The 16,347-nt window shown below is 55.3% G+C and carries 17 protein-coding genes; 13 read left to right on the top strand and 4 right to left on the bottom strand.

The genetic code is table 11. The annotated features are described in order from the left end of the window. Positions 1–35 precede the first annotated feature (35 nt). Together FMM01_RS14965 and greA are read right to left on the bottom strand one after the other, a co-directional pair. Positions 36–704 (bottom strand): hypothetical protein, encoded by a 669-nt coding sequence (locus tag FMM01_RS14965; RefSeq protein ID WP_150393049.1) that lies wholly within the window; start codon positions 702–704, stop codon positions 36–38. Positions 705–798: 94 nt separating this feature from the next. Beyond that, the gene (gene greA, locus FMM01_RS14970; protein WP_150393050.1) at positions 799–1,281 is read right to left on the bottom strand and encodes a transcription elongation factor GreA; all 483 of its coding nucleotides are present in this window, start codon (positions 1,279–1,281) and stop codon (positions 799–801) included. An 80-nt stretch (positions 1,282–1,361) separates the two neighbouring features. Here greA and FMM01_RS14975 point away from each other — a divergent pair, with 80 nt between their 5' ends. The 12 genes from FMM01_RS14975 to FMM01_RS16375 all read left to right on the top strand — a co-directional run bounded on the left by FMM01_RS14975 (position 1,362) and on the right by FMM01_RS16375 (position 11,609). Then, positions 1,362–2,297 carry an ROK family protein gene (locus FMM01_RS14975; protein ID WP_223849975.1) on the top strand — a complete coding sequence of 312 codons (936 nt, stop codon included), beginning with the start codon at positions 1,362–1,364 and terminating at the stop codon, positions 2,295–2,297. After that, positions 2,294–3,103, top strand: a complete 810-nt coding sequence (locus FMM01_RS14980) for a fumarylacetoacetate hydrolase family protein (protein WP_150393052.1) — start codon at positions 2,294–2,296, stop codon at positions 3,101–3,103. Before FMM01_RS14975 ends, FMM01_RS14980 begins: the two co-directional genes overlap by 4 nt. A 20-nt stretch (positions 3,104–3,123) precedes the next feature. Continuing rightward, the gene (locus tag FMM01_RS14985) at positions 3,124–3,816 is read left to right on the top strand and encodes a YjjG family noncanonical pyrimidine nucleotidase (RefSeq protein WP_035440659.1); all 693 of its coding nucleotides are present in this window, start codon (positions 3,124–3,126) and stop codon (positions 3,814–3,816) included. Positions 3,817–4,119: 303 nt separating this feature from the next. Further along, on the top strand, positions 4,120–5,646 hold the full coding sequence (locus tag FMM01_RS14990; RefSeq protein WP_150393053.1) for an ABC transporter permease/substrate-binding protein: 1,527 nt from the start codon (positions 4,120–4,122) through the stop codon (positions 5,644–5,646). Between the two features lies 1 nt (position 5,647). Then, positions 5,648–6,631 (top strand): ABC transporter ATP-binding protein, encoded by a 984-nt coding sequence (locus FMM01_RS14995; protein ID WP_027828890.1) that lies wholly within the window; start codon positions 5,648–5,650, stop codon positions 6,629–6,631. Continuing rightward, the gene (locus FMM01_RS15000) at positions 6,628–7,968 is read left to right on the top strand and encodes a dihydrolipoyl dehydrogenase family protein (RefSeq protein ID WP_150393054.1); all 1,341 of its coding nucleotides are present in this window, start codon (positions 6,628–6,630) and stop codon (positions 7,966–7,968) included. Before FMM01_RS14995 ends, FMM01_RS15000 begins: the two co-directional genes overlap by 4 nt. Before the next feature lie 140 nt (positions 7,969–8,108). Continuing rightward, positions 8,109–8,900 (top strand): hypothetical protein, encoded by a 792-nt coding sequence (locus FMM01_RS15005; RefSeq protein WP_150393055.1) that lies wholly within the window; start codon positions 8,109–8,111, stop codon positions 8,898–8,900. Next, the gene (locus FMM01_RS15010) at positions 8,893–9,438 is read left to right on the top strand and encodes a hypothetical protein (RefSeq protein WP_150393056.1); all 546 of its coding nucleotides are present in this window, start codon (positions 8,893–8,895) and stop codon (positions 9,436–9,438) included. The genes FMM01_RS15005 and FMM01_RS15010 overlap by 8 nt, the downstream gene beginning before the upstream one ends. A gap of 17 nt (positions 9,439–9,455) precedes the next feature. Continuing rightward, positions 9,456–10,088, top strand: a complete 633-nt coding sequence (locus tag FMM01_RS15015; protein ID WP_150393057.1) for an ATP-binding cassette domain-containing protein — start codon at positions 9,456–9,458, stop codon at positions 10,086–10,088. A gap of 14 nt (positions 10,089–10,102) precedes the next feature. Continuing rightward, positions 10,103–10,537, top strand: a complete 435-nt coding sequence (locus FMM01_RS15020; protein ID WP_150393058.1) for a hypothetical protein — start codon at positions 10,103–10,105, stop codon at positions 10,535–10,537. A gap of 86 nt (positions 10,538–10,623) precedes the next feature. Continuing rightward, positions 10,624–11,433, top strand: a complete 810-nt coding sequence (locus FMM01_RS15025; RefSeq protein ID WP_150393059.1) for an SLAP domain-containing protein — start codon at positions 10,624–10,626, stop codon at positions 11,431–11,433. A gap of 20 nt (positions 11,434–11,453) precedes the next feature. Continuing rightward, positions 11,454–11,609 carry a hypothetical protein gene (locus tag FMM01_RS16375; RefSeq protein ID WP_162261540.1) on the top strand — a complete coding sequence of 52 codons (156 nt, stop codon included), beginning with the start codon at positions 11,454–11,456 and terminating at the stop codon, positions 11,607–11,609. A 47-nt stretch (positions 11,610–11,656) separates the two neighbouring features. On the opposite strand, the gene FMM01_RS15030 is transcribed toward FMM01_RS16375, so the two are convergent. After that, entirely contained in the window at positions 11,657–13,045 is a 1,389-nt protein-coding gene (locus tag FMM01_RS15030; protein WP_150393060.1) for an MATE family efflux transporter, read from the bottom strand. 163 nt (positions 13,046–13,208) lie between these two features. Then, entirely contained in the window at positions 13,209–14,912 is a 1,704-nt protein-coding gene (locus FMM01_RS15035; protein WP_150393061.1) for a M3 family oligoendopeptidase, read from the bottom strand. 380 nt (positions 14,913–15,292) lie between these two features. Here FMM01_RS15035 and rsgA point away from each other — a divergent pair, with 380 nt between their 5' ends. After that, positions 15,293–16,336, top strand: coding sequence for a ribosome small subunit-dependent GTPase A (gene rsgA / locus FMM01_RS15040; protein ID WP_223849976.1), 1,044 nt, complete (start codon positions 15,293–15,295; stop codon positions 16,334–16,336). Positions 16,337–16,347: the final 11 nt, after the last annotated feature.

Consider the following 16,347-nt stretch of genomic DNA (forward strand, 5'->3'; position numbering starts at 1 on the left):
TGTGCCGGTTTTGGGGCCACTCATTCATATCCTGCTTAGCTGCGGAACGTATCCAGCCAGCTGCGCTTCTGCTTCGTTTCGTCATCCTGTTCAATGCCGCTGCGGTTGTCAATGCTCGGCAAGGCACGGATATCGACCAAGTCTGCGTCGATTCGCTTTACCAGAATAAAGTGGGCGACTAAACCTTCAGTGGCCTTCAAGAAAGCCATCGTGGTGTCGTCCATGTGATCAATGACCAGCAGCGGAATGACATCGCTGATGGCGGCCTGCTGCGGTTGGGTGGCGGCGTCTGGATCGTCTTGATAAGGCACGTCGTCGGCATCGACTTGACCATCATCGCTGACTGGCGGGGCCTGGGTGGTGGTGCTGTTCAAACTTGGATTCAGCACCTCATCAGGAATTTGGGTGGCCACGGCATTGAGCCGGTAAATAATGGTCGGCAATAAGTCGGTGTTGTGGACCACAACGGTGGGATAGTAAATACCGGTATCATCTTCATCCTGCATGATGAAGTCAATGACCTGGCCGCTATCCGGCACCTGCACGTGGTGGTTGGTGGGATTCAAATTAAAAATACGGGCAATACTGCCGATGGAATTCGTAATGATCGTGCGGAAGGCGTCATCGGAGAACGGTTCGGGATGACCCTCAGAAACGGCCGCCAAGCGGTCGTCGTGCAAACGGAATAAGTTTTCAACTTCCATAAAAAACAAGCCTCCTTGATTAACTCAGTCACTAACTTCAGTATACGCTATTGAACCGCTTCACTGGCCTAAATTTCGGTAAAGCGGACGAAAATCAGCCTTCGGGCGGACTTGTCAGGCGGACAGCCTGAATCGTTACTGGATAAGTCCCGCTGGGGACTTGCACGGTGACGGTGTCGCCCACGGTATGGCCGAGGAGGGCAGCGCCCAAGGGCGAGGCCTGGGAAATCTTTTGGGCATCTAAATCCGCTTCGGGTTTGCCCACGATGGCGTAGGTGTCAGTATCGTCGTCATCGTCGAAGCGCAAGTCAACGGTCTTGCCGATTTCCACGATGGCGTTGGCCTGGGGGTGCACGATGTCCGCATAGCGGCGCTGTTTGCCTAAATAGCGCAGGCGGGATTCCAGATGACGCAGGTCCCGTTTGGCGGCGGAATATTCCGCATTTTCGGACAGATCGCCCAGCGCCCGGGCGGCCTGCAGCGCCTTGATCAGCCCAGGCCGTTGTTTTTTCAACGCCTCGATGTCCGCCCCTAGCTGATCGAAGCCCTGTTGGGTCATTTTTTCGTAATAAACCATCTTGTTTTCTCCCTTGCAAGAAATCACTACATCGAGTGTAATACAATGGAGAGTGTTTAGAAACGAGAGGAGTAGACATGATGGCATACACGATTGGCGTTGATCTGGGCGGCACGAATATCAAGATTGGCCTATTCGCTGACCGCCAGCGCCTGATCGATCAGCATTGGACGCCAACACCGGCCAAAGCCCCGCCAGCACAGACGCTGCAGGCAATTACAGCGGGTATTCAGGCCATGCTGGCCCAGCATCCGGGAGACCTGACCGCCATTGGGTTGGGCATCCCGGGGTTAGTTAATGCCCAGCGGGGGATTTCTATGTTTTCACCGAATTTTCCGCTGTGGCAGGACGTGCCGGTCAGTACCATTTTACATAAAGAGTTTGGCGTGCCCGTGCGGATAGACAATGATGTCCGGGTGAACACCATCGGTGAGTGGCGGTTGGGCGCGGGCCAGGGTGAGAGCAATCTGGTGATGCTGACGATCGGCACCGGCTTGGGCGCCGGCGTCGTGGTGGATGGCCATCTGCTGCGCGGCGCGACCAATTCAGCGGGCGAGATCGGCCACATGAATATGTTCCGCCACGGCCGGCCGTGCAATTGCGGCAGTGCGGGGTGTTTGAGCCGGTACGTGTCCGCGGTGGGCATTGTGCAGACCTATCGGGAGAAACGGGCCGCTCTGGATTTACCGGCGGTGGCCGCTGCGACCCCGAAGACCATTCAAGTTGCGGCGGAAGCCGGGGAGGCCGCCGCCATTGCCACTTATCAAGCGGCCGGGACCCTGCTGGGCTTTGGCCTGACCAATATCGTCAATATGTATAATCCGGCGGTGATCATCATTGGCGGCGGGGTTGCCGGGGCCGGCGACTGGCTGCTGCGGCCGGCCCGCCAAGTGGTGGCCGACCACGCTTTGGCCATTCCCGGCCGGGCCTGCCGCATCGTCACCGCCCAGTTGGGCAACACCGCCGGTATGTGCGGTGCGGCCCAGTTAGTGAGAAAGGAAAGTGTACCACAATGAAATTAGCGATGTTAGAAAATGAACCAGTCGTTATTACGGGCACTCCAGAGGACTTATCCGCGGCGCCCATTCAGAATGCCGATTCGGTGATGGCCGCTTGGGCGTTGGGCGCTGAACGGCTGTCCTTGGGCAAGGCCCAGACGATTCAACCGGATCAGCTCATTTGTCCGCTGCCCGAAAGCCGTCAAGTCTTCGCCGTGGGCATGAATTACGCGGCCCACACGAAGGAATTGCATGTGGCCGCGCCCAAAGCCCCCAGTGTATTCACTAAGTTTCCATCCTCTTTGACCGGGCCCACGGTGACCGTCCCCCATCACGGAACCAAAACGGATTGGGAAACGGAACTCGTCGTGGTGATCGGCCAGGGCGGCCGGGACATCAGTCAGGGAGACGCGCTAAACCACGTGGCCGGCTACATGGTGGGCCAAGATCTGTCCGATCGGGCGGTCCAATTCATCAATGACCCGCCGCAGTTTTCACTGGCCAAGTCCTTTGCTGGTTACGGTCCCATCGGCCCGTGGCTGACCACGCCGGATGAGGTGCCGGATTTGGCCCGCCAGACCTTGACTACGACGGTGAATGGCCAAGCGATGCAGCGGTCCCTGCTCAGCGACTTGATTTTCTCCCCTGCAGACTTGGTTGCCTATTTATCCAGTATCGTAGAATTGATGCCCGGCGACCTGATCTTCACCGGCACCCCCAGCGGCACGGGGGTGGGCCGCGATCCGCAGATCTTCCTCCAGGCCGGCGACCAGCTGGTCAGTCAGATCACCGGATTGGGTACGCTGCATATCACCATTGCTTAATAGAAAGTAGGAATTTCCCTATGGCATATCGCTTTTTACTGTTTGACATCGACGATACCCTATTAGACTTCAAGGCGGGCGAAATGAAGAGCCTGCGCGAGATGTTTGCTGAGCTTCAGCTGCCCCGCGATCCGCGGCTGGAACCGACTTATTTGCGCATCAATCAGTCCCTTTGGGAGGCTTACGAACGCGGCGACATTACCCGGGAGGACATCTTCCGCCAGCGCTTTGTGAAGACGTTCAAGCACCTGCAGATCAACGCGGACGGCTTGCTGGCGGAACGGGTCTACCACGCGAAGCTCGATCAGCAGGCGGTGGTCATCCCCCGGGTGACCGAAACCCTGGCGGCGTTGCAGGACTATGAATTATATATTGTCTCCAACGGGATCGAGCCGGTTCAACTGGATCGGCTCCGCAAGAGCGGCTTGGCCCATTATTTCCGGGATGTATTCGTGTCCGATTCCGTGGGCGTACAGAAGCCGACCAAAGCGTTCTTTACCTACACCGCGCAGCATATTCCCGGGTTCCATCATCGGGAAGCGCTGATCATTGGCGATTCCCTGACGTCTGATATTCAAGGCGGCATGAATGCGCATATCGACACGGTTTGGTACAATCCTCATTTCCAGCCGAATCGTTCTGCTGTGCGGCCGACTTATCAGTTGAATGAGATCAGCGATTTGACGGCACTGTTGTTGGCCAATCAGGACTAGCCGGATGCTTGACCGATTCTGTATAGTGGGAATTGGAGGATGACCATACAGGGGCATGGGCAAAATTCTATTCTGGTACGCCGTGCCAAGTGCTCCGCAAGCTGCGGCAAAATTGGGCTGGAACGCTGTGACGGCGCTTGGAGCCCGCTGCGCGGTCTCCAAGTCGCCTAACCACATCGGCGGCGGAGCCGCCGTGTGGTTTCCACAGCTGAGCCCATTTTGCCTCCGCTTGCTCCGCACTTGGCACTAGATACGCTGGAAAGCTAGACTTTGTCTCACCCGCCACGGATTGGGAGGGAACCTATGGATATTATTTCAACCTTAGTCAGCCGGCGCCAACAGCTGATCAGTGCGTTAGGGCAGCATTTGAGTATTTCCTTGATTGCGCTCGTTATCGCGATCCTCATTGCCATGCCTTTGGCGTTTTGGGCCGCGCGGCACAGTAAGGCGGCTGGAGTATTGCTGCAAATTGCGGGGATTCTCCAAACGATCCCGTCATTGGCGCTGCTGGGCCTGCTGATTCCGTTGGTGGGCATTGGCACGACGCCGGCGGTGATTGCGTTAGTGATTTATGCGCTGCTGCCTATTTTTCAAAACACCTATTTAGGCATCACCGGCATTGATCCGGCGTTGGAAGAGGCGGCGGATGCCTTTGGCATGAGCCGCTGGCGCAAGCTGCGCAAAGTTGAATTGCCCATTGCGGCGCCCACGATCATTGGCGGCATTCGTACCGCCTTGGTCTTGATTATCGGGACAGCCACGCTGGCCGCCTTGATTGGGGCTGGCGGGTTGGGCTCATTCATCCTATTGGGCATTGACCGGAACAATACGGCGTTGATCGTTATCGGCGCGGTCTTTTCCGCCCTGTTGGCGATTATTCTATCCGCGCTGATTTCTTGGCTGGCCAAGCGCCGCTGGCAGTGGACCGCCGGCCTGCTGGCTGTTCTGGTTCTGGGCGTGGGCACTACCCAGGTGCTGGCCCGGGTCAATCAGCCGGAGACGGTGACCATTGCCGGGAAGCTGGGCAGCGAACCGGATATCCTGATCAACATGTACAAACAGCTGATCGAACAGGATGAGCCTAATATTCATGTGCAGCTGAAATCTAATTTTGGTAAGACGACATTTCTTTTCAACGCCTTGAAGAGCGGCAGTGTGGACATCTACCCGGAATTCACCGGGACGGTGCTGGAAACACTGGTCAAACAGCGTACCGCGACCACCGGCCATTTGTCAGCTGCGCAGACCTATACCACTGCCAAAAAGGACTTGGCCCAGCAGTTCCAGATGACTTATCTGCGGCCGATGCGGTACCAGAATACATACGGTGTGGCGGTGAAGAAATCCTTCGCCGCGCAGCATCAGCTGACCACGATCAGTGATCTGCGCCAGATCAGCGGCCAGCTGTCCGGCGGCTTCACGCTGGAATTCATTGATCGGCCCGACGGCTATCAGGGCTTGAAGAAAGTCTACGGGCTGCATTTTCCGACCCATTCCTTTGAGCCGGCCCTGCGCTATACCGCCATCAACAACAATAAGGTCAATGTCGTGGATGTCTATTCGACTGACAGCGAGATCGTGCAGTACAAATTGCAGACGCTGACCGACGACAAGCATCTTTTCCCGCCGTATCAGGGGGCGCCGCTGATGCGGACAAAATTTGCCCAGGATCATTCAGAAATTGTCCGCAGTTTGAATAAGCTGGCCGGCAAAATCACTGATGAGCAGATGCAGCAGATGAACTATGCCGTGAATGTGCGCAATGAATCGCCGGCTAAGGTGGCCCGGCAGTATTTGCAGCAGCACGGCTTGCTGAAAGGGAGTGATTGAGATGGCGGCGCAAAACGCGATTGAATTCCACCATGTCCGCAAAAATTTCACTGGCCAAACGATCCTCAGCGATCTCAATTTAACCATCCCTGCCGGGGAAATTTTTGTGCTGGTCGGTCCCTCTGGTTCAGGCAAGACCACCACGTTGAAAATGATCAACCGGCTGGAAGAGCCCAATGCCGGGACAATCACTTTCTTTGGCCGGCCCGTGGCGGATTATCCGCTGCAGGAACTGCGCTGGTCCATCGGTTACGTCCTGCAGCATATTGCTTTGTTTCCCAACATGACCGTGGCAGAAAACATTGCGGTGATTCCCGAAATGAAGAAAATGAGCAGAACACGGATTCAGGAACGGACTGAGGCGCTGCTGGCGGCCGTTGATCTGCCCGCCGCGGAATATGCCCAGCGGTATCCCGATGCTTTGTCCGGCGGCGAAGCCCAGCGGGTGGGAATTGTCCGGGCCTTGGCCGCCGACCCTGGGGTCATCTTGATGGATGAGCCATTCAGCGCGCTGGACCCGCTGTCCCGTAATCAATTGCAGGATCTGATTCTGCGCTTGCAGGCGCAGCTTCATAAGACGATCGTGTTTGTGACCCACGACATGCACGAAGCGTTGAAAGTCGGCGACCGCATTGCGGTGATGCACAACGGCGTGATCCACCAAGTGGGCACGCCCGCTGAGATCCAGCAGCACCCGGCGACCAATTTCATCGCCGATTTCTTTGCCGGTGCCGAAGTGGGGCACGTCGTCTGGGCGGACACCCTGGCCCAAGTATTGGCTAGCGGCGTCTTGCCGACCACGACTCAGCCGCCGACCCCCGGTGTCACCAGCCAGACCACTGTGGCGGCGATTGCCCCGCGGTTGGGTACTAATGAAACCCTGGCGGTGGAAAATCCAGCGGATGGGCACACCTATGCCTTGGATGCGCCCGGTTTGTTGCAGTATATCGTATTGGTTCATACCTCGGAAAGGGATATAAAATGAGTGAAACACAGCATTTTGATACGATCGTTATTGGTGGCGGCCCAGGCGGTCTCGCCGTGGCCTTTGGTTTAGCCGAGCAGCAACAGGTGGCCGTGGTCGAAAGCGACCTGTGGGGCGGGACGTGTCCCAACCGCGGCTGTGACCCGAAGAAAATGCTTTACGGCGTCGTTGAAAGCCGAGTGCAGGATCGGCGCTATGCCCAGCATGGGCTGACTGGCGCGGCTGAGATTGATTGGCCGGCCTTGATGGCGTTCAAGCACAGTTATACCGATGGTGTGCCCAGTGGGACCGAAAAGGGGCTGGCCGGCAGCGGGGTGACAACGATCCACGGGGCTGCTGCTTTCTTAGACCCCCATACGATTCGCGTTGGTGAAGCAGAGTACACCGCTGAGTTCATCATTATTGCCACCGGCGCCCATGCTCTGAAACCGGATATTCCTGGCGGCGATCTCCTAGGGACCAGCACCGACTTTCTGGATCTGCCGCTCCTGCCGCCGACCATGGCCTTTATTGGCGGGGGTTACGTAGCGGTGGAACTGGCGAACATTGCCGCCAATGCTGGCGCCCAGGTTCATCTGATTCAGCACAATCACCGCTTGCTGCGGGACTTTCCCGAGACCTATACCCAGCGGCTGGCCAAGATCATGGCGGCGCGGGGGATTATTTTCCATTGGGATACCACTGTGGAGAAAGTCACTGAGACGGCGGATGGCGTGGCGCTGCAGCTGAGTGACGGCCAATCCCTGGCGGTGGCGCGGGCCTTCAGTGCCATCGGCCGACCCGCCAATACGGATCTCAACCTAGCCGCTGTGGGCTTAACGGCGGTGAAAGGCGGCATCGCGGTCAACGATCACTTGCAGACGATTCAGCCGAACATCTACGCCGTGGGCGACGTGATCGCCAAGAATCAGCCGAAGCTAACGCCAGTGGCCAGCTATGAAGGCCGCTATGTTGTCGGCCAGATTTTGGGGCAGGACACGGCCGCCATTCAGTATCCGGTGGTGCCCCATATCGTCTTCGCCAGCCCGGAACTCGGTCAGGTCGGTGTACGCCTGGGTACGACCGCGCAAGCGCCGGACCGTTATACTGTTGAAGAACAAGACTTAAGCGGTTGGTATACGTACCAGCGGATTCAGGATAAAACGGCGCGGGTGACGACGATCACCGATAAAAATACCCATCGTCTCGTAGGGGCCGTCGTCTTGGCGGTGGATGCCGAAGAGCTGCTCAATTACTTGACGGTGCTGATTCAGGAGCAGAAACCGGCCAGTGCGCTGCAGCAGTGGATTCCGGTGTATCCGAGTGTGGCCAGTGATTTATCGTATTTGTATCACTAACGCCGCTTAAGCAAGTGCAAACGCTTGCATTATTTTTCTCAATCGCTTATTGTTCAGCTGGGAAGACCAGTGAACAGGAGCTCCCGCACCTGGTACAGGAAATCCGTACCAGGTGCGGGGGCTTTTTTGGAGGTGATTGGATGTTACCATTTTGGCGCATTAAGAAACTGTGGTGGCGAACAGCGCTGATGGTGGGATTGCTGATTGGCTTTGGCGTCCGGCCCTCAGGATATATGGGCCCAGTGCATGACGGCAGTGTTTTGGCTCTGCTTGGGTATAATTACAGTTTGAACTTTGCCTTTTACGTCCCTTTGATCCTGTTTATTGGGACGACTGTTTTGATTACGGATTATTGGATTACCGCTCTCCATTCCGGGTTGGCCCACTTAGTCATTGAACGGCGGTCAAAGGCTTGGCTGCTTGGCCAAATGCTATTGACCACGTTCCTGTATACTTTTCTGATGTTGACGACAGCTTTAGTCGGTACGGTTGTTGCGATTCGGGTAATCTATCCGACATTGCCGCTTGCCAGTCGGCTCGGGATGATGTTCTTCCTATTTGATGACCCGACCATTGGTTTAATCGTGTATATCCTAACCCACGCGGCAGGGTATGCCTTAATGGCGGACTTTGTCTTAATGATTGGTCTCTGGATCAAGCGGCCGTTTCTTTTCCGGGCCTCTGGTCTGGTCATTTCTTTTACCCTGTATCTGGGGTTGGGTTTTGTGAGCAGTATCCCCCTGACCCGCCAATTCTTTGGCCATTTGTATCTGCCTAACCTCATTGATTTACAACAACAGGTTGGCTACGGACGATATGGCATGAGTACGGCGCCGTTGACTTCCTTTTTCTTTACCGTCCTGCTTTATGCCGGTTTGATTATTGCCGGCGGTTGGGCCTGGTTGAAGTTTGGCGGTGAGGGTCATGGCTGATGCCCGGCCAATTTGGCGGCAAGCCTTTAATCCCTGGGCGGTGGGCCTGCTGCTCACGGCTATCCTGATTGCGCCATTGCTCAGTTTAACCCACTGGGCGCCGATGGTAGTGACGTTGGTCATTGGAAACAGTGTGACGTTAACCAGCAATGTCCTCTTCATTTTATTAATGGCCTATCAGCTGGGCCGGCTGCGCGCGGTCAATACGTTCGTGGCGGTCCGGCTGGGTCAGCGGCCGTATCATCGGATTGTTTTGACGACGCTGCTGATTGATTGGCTGGTCTATACCGTAAGTCTGTACACGATTGAATCGCTGGCGTTTGGTTGGACGCATGTTGACGTATGGGTGGTTTGGCTTTTCTTCGCGGTCAACGCCTTGATGTACCTCGTCTTTGTCGGATTGATGGCGCTGACTTTGGTGAAACTGCCGCCAACCGTGGCAGTGATTTTAGCGTTCGGGGTGAACTTCGTGGTCCATTATGTACTGCTGAATCCCCTCTTGCCGCGTTTCATTGCGCCGTTCAATCTCCCGACCTAAGAGAAAGAAGGATTACGATGCGTTTATTAACTGTGGCGCAAATTTCCAAAAGTTTTGGTGCCCAGCAGGTATTGCAGGATGTTTCTTTGACTGTGGACAGCGGCGAGGTGGTGCATATTGCCGGCGGCAATGGCTCGGGTAAATCGACGCTGCTGAAAATCGTAGCAGGGATCATTCCAGCCACTTCCGGGACCTTTCAGCTGGGCGAAAACACACACATCGGCGCCTTGATTGAGAATCCCGGGTTTCTGGAAGGCGAGTCGTTGAAGACAAACCTCACTTTTCTAGCGACCATTAACCACCATAGCGATCCTGCGGTGATGGCCGGCTTGGCCCAGCGGTTCGGCTTGGATTGGCACAGCCGCCAGTCGATGAAGAAATATTCCATTGGGATGCGGGAAAAAGCCGGTATTATCCAGGCCGTTATGGAGGACCAGAACCTGATTTTGTTAGACGAACCGACCCGCGGCTTGGATGAAGCAGCTTTGACTCAATTGGTGAATTTGGTGGCAGAATTGCGGACGGCCGGTAAAGCGGTGATCATTGCCTCCCACGACCGGTATACGCCCATCACGTACACCGCTAATTATCAGCTTGAAGGAGGGCGATTGACACGGCAATCCGACGGCGTACCATCTATTCCCTCCTAAGTTGGGGGATCGTGGTGTTTCTGCTGGCACAATTTGTGAATCTGCGGCCGGCCCAAGTCCGTCCATTTTTCTTCGGCTGGGCCCACGATATGCCGTTTCAGCAGCTCGTCGAAACGGCCATCGTCGCCGGCACGGCGCTGGTTGTGGGCAGTACGCTGCGGGATTTGACCGGTCTTTACCCCATGATCGTGACCCGGGCTTCCCGGCGGGGGTATCAGCGTATCGTGTATCGGCAATTGGGTATGGTGACTCTTATCTTGACCGGGCTCACCTGGGGCATTGCGCTGTGGTGGACACCGTTTGATTTCCTGTGGTTTGGCAGTTGTTTGGTGCTGATTGCGGTGAGTGTTGTGCCGTTTATTCAGAAGCGGCTGGATTGGGCGGTACTGGAGTCGATGGGAATTTTATTGGGTCTGCGGATCGGCTTGCAATTTCTTGTGGGTTTCTAGCTTGAATTGTTGGCTGGGGATAAGTACGTGGTATTATGCTTGAGATGGTTGGTGTCTGTTCTTTGCACTAGGGAGATGTCCAAAAAATGAAGATAAAATTTTGGCGGGTATATGCGGTTGTTATCGCTCTGTTTGCGGCGGGGGCAACGTATGCCGCAACCCCTGGGGTCAGTCAGCCTGTCCAGGCCGACAGCGAAGGCCCTTCGACTATCTCGGAAGAGAGCGGTACGCTGCGGGTCGTCAACATTGATAACACGGGGATTGCTCTGTGGCATGGCTATGGCACCAAGCGGCATTACGCCGGGCGCATCTTACCCTATGGCTCGCGCTGGCAATATTCTGGGACGGTTACAGTACCCGCTTATAATTCCGACGAAACCTGGTATAACGTTGGCGGTGATCAGTGGGTGGAAGGCCTTTATGTTCGGACTTTTCCAAACAACCGAGATACGACCTACAGGATCGTTGCGCAGCGCGGGGTAGTTTATGTACCTTCGTTCCCAATTATGCCGCTGCCCGTTGATAAGGGGACGCCGCAAACCAGTCGCTCAACATGGTCTGGATATTTGCATTTTACCGCCGGCTCAGCGTGGCAGTATTTCCACGTTGCCTATTCGTCCGATCAATATGAGCCGCCGAAATATGATCTCGGCGGTGGCGAGTGGGTGCAAGGCCTGCGAGAATATACTGGTATTTTTACTGTCGCTGTCCCAGCGCACCCGACTTGGGGCGCGGCCGTTTATGACCGTGATTTGAAACCAATTCGGCTTCTGCCGGCTGGCAGTCAGTGGCGCACCTACGGCAACCGGTATATCAATGGCGCTGAGTACTACGACTTAGGCGGCCAACAATTTGTGAAGCGGGATGCCGGTTTGATGCAAGTGGTGAATAAATAAGGCGGGATGGGTGAAGCGTATTGAATGATATGAATAAGCACCAGCATGGCGATGCGTTAAATCAGGAGGTTCTGGATTCGTTGGCAGAAGTGGTTGATGATTTGACAGATCACCACTTGCCCAGCGCGAAGACAACCGCAGAGCTGAATGCACTGCTCGAAGTAGATGACCAATAAAAACAGCAGTCGTACTGGGAACTTGGCCAGTATAACTGCTTGTTTTTTCACTCTTTGATAAAGTTCTTCTGGTACCATTTCTCTCCCCGAAAGCGGAGCAGGAAGATGAACCCGCGAATGCCCCATTCCAGACACATAATCAGATAGATGCCGACCAACCCGTACCCCATGACGATACCAACATAATAGCCAACGCCGATCCGGAACAGCCACATGGAAAGCAGCGAGACGGTGGTGGTGAACGGCCCGTCACCGGCGGCCCGCAAGGCTGAGGGTAGGACGAAACTCAGACTCCAGACCAAACAGTGCATCACGATCGTGATCAGATAAAATTGGAAGATCACCGGCACAATAGCGGCTGGCGGGTTGAAGAGCTGAATACCGACCGGAAAGAGCGGCAGCAGCAATAAGTCCACGGTGATAAAGAGAATCATCCCCAACACCACAAAGGACTTGGTCAGCTTGCGGGCATCATGGATATTCCGCCGGCCAATGGATTGGCCCACAATTGGGACGAGGGCGGTGCTTAACGCGCTGGGCATAATTTCTGACAATTGGATCCAGGACCCGCCGATGGCATTGGCGGCGATCATATTCGTGCCCAGACTGACGATCATCATCTGCATGATAATTTTGCCGCCATTGAAGAAGGTTGACTCGGCGGCGAAGGGGATCGCGACAATGATGACTTTCCGAATCATGGCAAAACTGGGGTGCTTCAGTGTGCGCATCCGCAAATTGAAGATTGCCCGGTTGCGGTAGAGCATCCAGATGGCTAAGCCGGCGGCGAGGATGCGGGAAATGTTCAGCGAAATCGTCAGACCGATGATCCCCATTTGTAAAATACTGACAAATAAAATGTTGAATGCCAAATAAATAGCGTTCATGGTCAGGGAAAGCTGCAGCGAGGTCTTGGTCCGGCCGACCCCGCGCAGGCTGCCGTTGGTCCCTTCTACCACGGCTTGGAACGGATAACTGAGCAAAATCCCCACCATATAGGTCGCGGCACCGTCCAAAACGGCCTGGTCGGCGTGACCGAAGAGCAGGGCGAGGATCTGCCGATGCAAACTCATAAAGACAGCGGCGAGGATGATAGCCACGAGGACAGCACCGTAGACGGCCCCATTCACGATTTTAGCCAGCATCTGATAGTCCTTATGACCGTAGTGCTGGGAGATTAACACCGTGCCGCCCAATCCGATGGCGACGAAGAATTGGACGAGAAAAATATTCACACTGCCAACCATGTTCACCGCGCTGATTGCGGCGGTCCCGGAGGAAGAGATCATACTCGTGTTAATGAAGTTGAAGCTGACCAAAAAGAATTGGTCGATGACAACGGGAATCAGCAGGGCGAAGACAAAGCGGTAGCTGATGTCTTTGCCGGAGAAGAAGCGGGTGAGCAGCGCGCTGCCGCGCTGGCGAATACGGGACATAGTGAAAATCCTTTCGTGGGAAGTAGTATCTCTATTGTAGCGAAGTTAACGGGGCCGTGCGTAACCGTTTTCTATTTTTGGTGGGAAATGTGATCATTGGGCATAATAAAAGCGGTGGGTCATTCTTTTTCAAAGAATCACTCGCCGCTTTTCCAACCGTCAATTACTTGTCTAACGCCTGATCATCAACACCATCCAACGCCTGACTAATCGCCGTCAAGGTGTCGTCCAGCGCGCCGGGTTCAAATGGTGACGCCAGATGACCGGTCTGGATCAGTTCCATCAAGGTCTGGGAACCGCCAGCCTTGGCCATGGTGGTGTAATCCGCCCAGGCCTGGGGATCATGGTCCACATTGAACCGTTTCCAGAACTGGTAAGCCAACACTTGGGCGATGGTATAGTCTAAATAATAGAACGGGGATTCAAAAATGTGGCCCTGGCGGAAGAAGTAAATCCCCCGTTCCAGCGCCTCGTTCTCACTGTAATCCCGTTCCGGGTTGTATTGCTTCTCTAAATCGCGCCAGCACGCCTTGCGCTCTGCTGGTGTCCATTCTGGATGAGTATAAATTTCATGCTGGAAGTGGTCGACCAGAATGCCGTAGGGCAGGAATTCCAGCGCGGCTTCCAGATGGTTGTACTTGTATTTCTCCTCGGCGGCGCCGAAGAAGCCCTTCATCCACGGATAGGTAATGAATTCCATGGACATGGAGAAAATTTCTGCGGCTTCGAAGGTCGGGAAGGTGCTCAGCCCGTCCTTGATCCAGCGGGAAGAATAGGTTTGGAAGGCATGCCCGAACTCGTGGGTCAGGACATCCACATCGCCGGAGGTGCCGTTGAAGTTGGCGAAGATAAACGGCGCCTGCAAGGACGGAATGTATTCACAATAGCCGCCGCTTTGCTTGCCTTTTTTCGCCAGCAGGTCAAACAGGTGGTTCTTGACCATCAAGGCAAATAAATCGCCGGTTTCTGGCGAGAGGTCGTTGTACATCTGCTGCGCGGTGGCCACCAGTTCATCGGGCGTGCCGGTGGGCTTGGCATTGCCGCTCTTGAACGCGACGGGCAAGTCGTAGTAGGCCAGCTTGGCCAACCCTAACCGCTTGGCTTGTTTGGTATATTGCTTCTGGGTCAACGGCACGACTTTTTCCAAGACCGTCTTGCGGTATTGCGCCACCATGGGTTCATCGTAGCCGAAGCGATTCATGTAGACGTAGCTCAGCGCGGAATAGTCGGGATAGCCAAGGGTATGGGCAATCTCGGTGCGCACTTTGACCATGTCATCGTAGATCTGGTCGAAGTCGGCTTCATGCTCGGCAAAAAAACCCCAATAGGCCTCAGTCGCTGCCTTGCGGGTGGCCCGGTCAGCACTTTCCCGGTACGGACCGAGTTGGGCCAGGGTCAAGGTTTCGCCCTGGAAGTCGATTTGCGCGCTGGCGACGAGTTTTGCATATTCGCTGACCAGTGCATTATTCTTTTGTTGCAGGGGAATAATTGCCTCGTTGGCCATCTTCAAGTCGTTTTGCATACTCATGATGTCCGGCTTGGGATAGATCTGGCCGAGTACTTCTTGGTAAGGGCTGGCGACCACGGCGGCCTTGTACTTGCGTTCTTCGTTTTCGTACAACGGGCCATTGGTGTTCCAATAGTCGTCTTCCTTATTGTAGAATTCATCATTGGTGTCAATGGAGTGCCGGATCTGGGCCAGCATGGCCTGCGAGGTGTAGTCATTGATCAGCTGGTTGGCCGCGGTGGCGGCCGCTAATGCTGTATCCGGATCATCGGCCCCTTTTAAGGCCGTGGTATAAGTGGCCAGACTCGTTTTGATTTGGTCAAAGTCTGGGCGGGTGTAGGGTGCTTCTTTGAAGTCCATTAGGTGGTTTCCTCCAATCGTTGAATACTCTCATTTTGGCGGAACTGGGGGGCAGATGCAAGCCTTTCAATTGGCGAATCAACGAGAAAATATTTTTTCCGCCTTGACAAGGTCCTCATCCAGCCATTAGACTGGGGTTAATCAATTTTGAAAGGACGTGGCGACTATGGCAAAGACAACAAAGAAGAGCATTGTACTGGGCGCCGCTTATTCCTTGGCTGATTAATCATTTAGTGAACACCATCAGCACTTGGCAACTAAGCGGCCCAACTATTGACGAACGATAGTGGACAGTTTTTCTGCCAGGTGTATTTTTATACCCAAAAATCGAATAATTGCCCGCTATTTTGGCTGAGACATTAAAGATAGCGAGGGAAATAGTGATAGATTATTTAACAACTTACGGGCTCACCGACCGTATTCGTAATACCGTACCGGTCACGGACCAGACCCAACTAGCCCGGGTGATCGGTGAGCAAAAGGAATTGTACCAAGTGATAACGGCCGCGGGGTCGCGGAGTGCTGAGATTACCGGCAAGTTCCGCTTTAATACGGTGTCCCGGGCGGATTTCCCCGCCGTGGGCGACTGGGTGGTCTGCCGGCTGACAGCGAACGGCCCGGTGCTGATCGAGCGGGTTGTGCCGCGGTTTTCTCAGTTCACCCGGAAGATGGCGGGGCTGACCACCGATGCCCAGGTCGTCGCCGCTAACGTGGATACGGTCTTTATCGTTATGGCGCTGAACCATGACTTCAATCTGCGCCGCTTAGAGCGCTATGTGACGGTAGCTTATGACAGCGGTGCGAACCCGGTGGTGGTGCTGACCAAGGCCGACTTAACGGACCATGTCCAAGAGCAGATCGCCCAGGTCGAAGAGAGCGCGGTGGGGCTGCCGGTCCATGCCGTCAGTGCCATCACCAATCAGGGTCAGGCCGATATTCTGCCGTACTTTCAAGAGGGCCAAACCGTCGTGCTGCTGGGCTCCTCTGGGGCCGGCAAGTCGACACTGGCCAACTGGCTGCTGGGCGAAACCGTCCAGGTCACGAATGATACCCGGGCTGGCGACGATCACGGGAAGCATACGACGACCAGCCGCGAGATTTTGCGGCTGCCCAATGGCGGCCTGCTCATGGACACCCCGGGGATGCGGGAACTGCAATTGTGGGACACCACCGATACGGGGGCGATCGCCCAGAGCTTCCAGGACATCGAGACCTTAGCGGCGCAGTGCCGCTTCCGGGATTGTACCCATGAGCGGGAACCGGGCTGTGCCGTGCAAGCGGCCATCGCAGACGGCACGCTGGATCCCCAGCGGTTGGCCAGTTATCGCAAATTACAGCGGGAGAATGCCTTTTTGGCCAAGCAGACCGCCCAGCGGGCCAAAGTGCTGACGCACCGGGCCAATAAACGGCGGTATGCCGAATAGCAGTTATTAAA

The organism is Schleiferilactobacillus harbinensis (assembly GCF_008694105.1).
In the GTDB taxonomy this organism is placed as follows: Bacteria; Bacillota; Bacilli; order Lactobacillales; family Lactobacillaceae; genus Schleiferilactobacillus; species Schleiferilactobacillus harbinensis.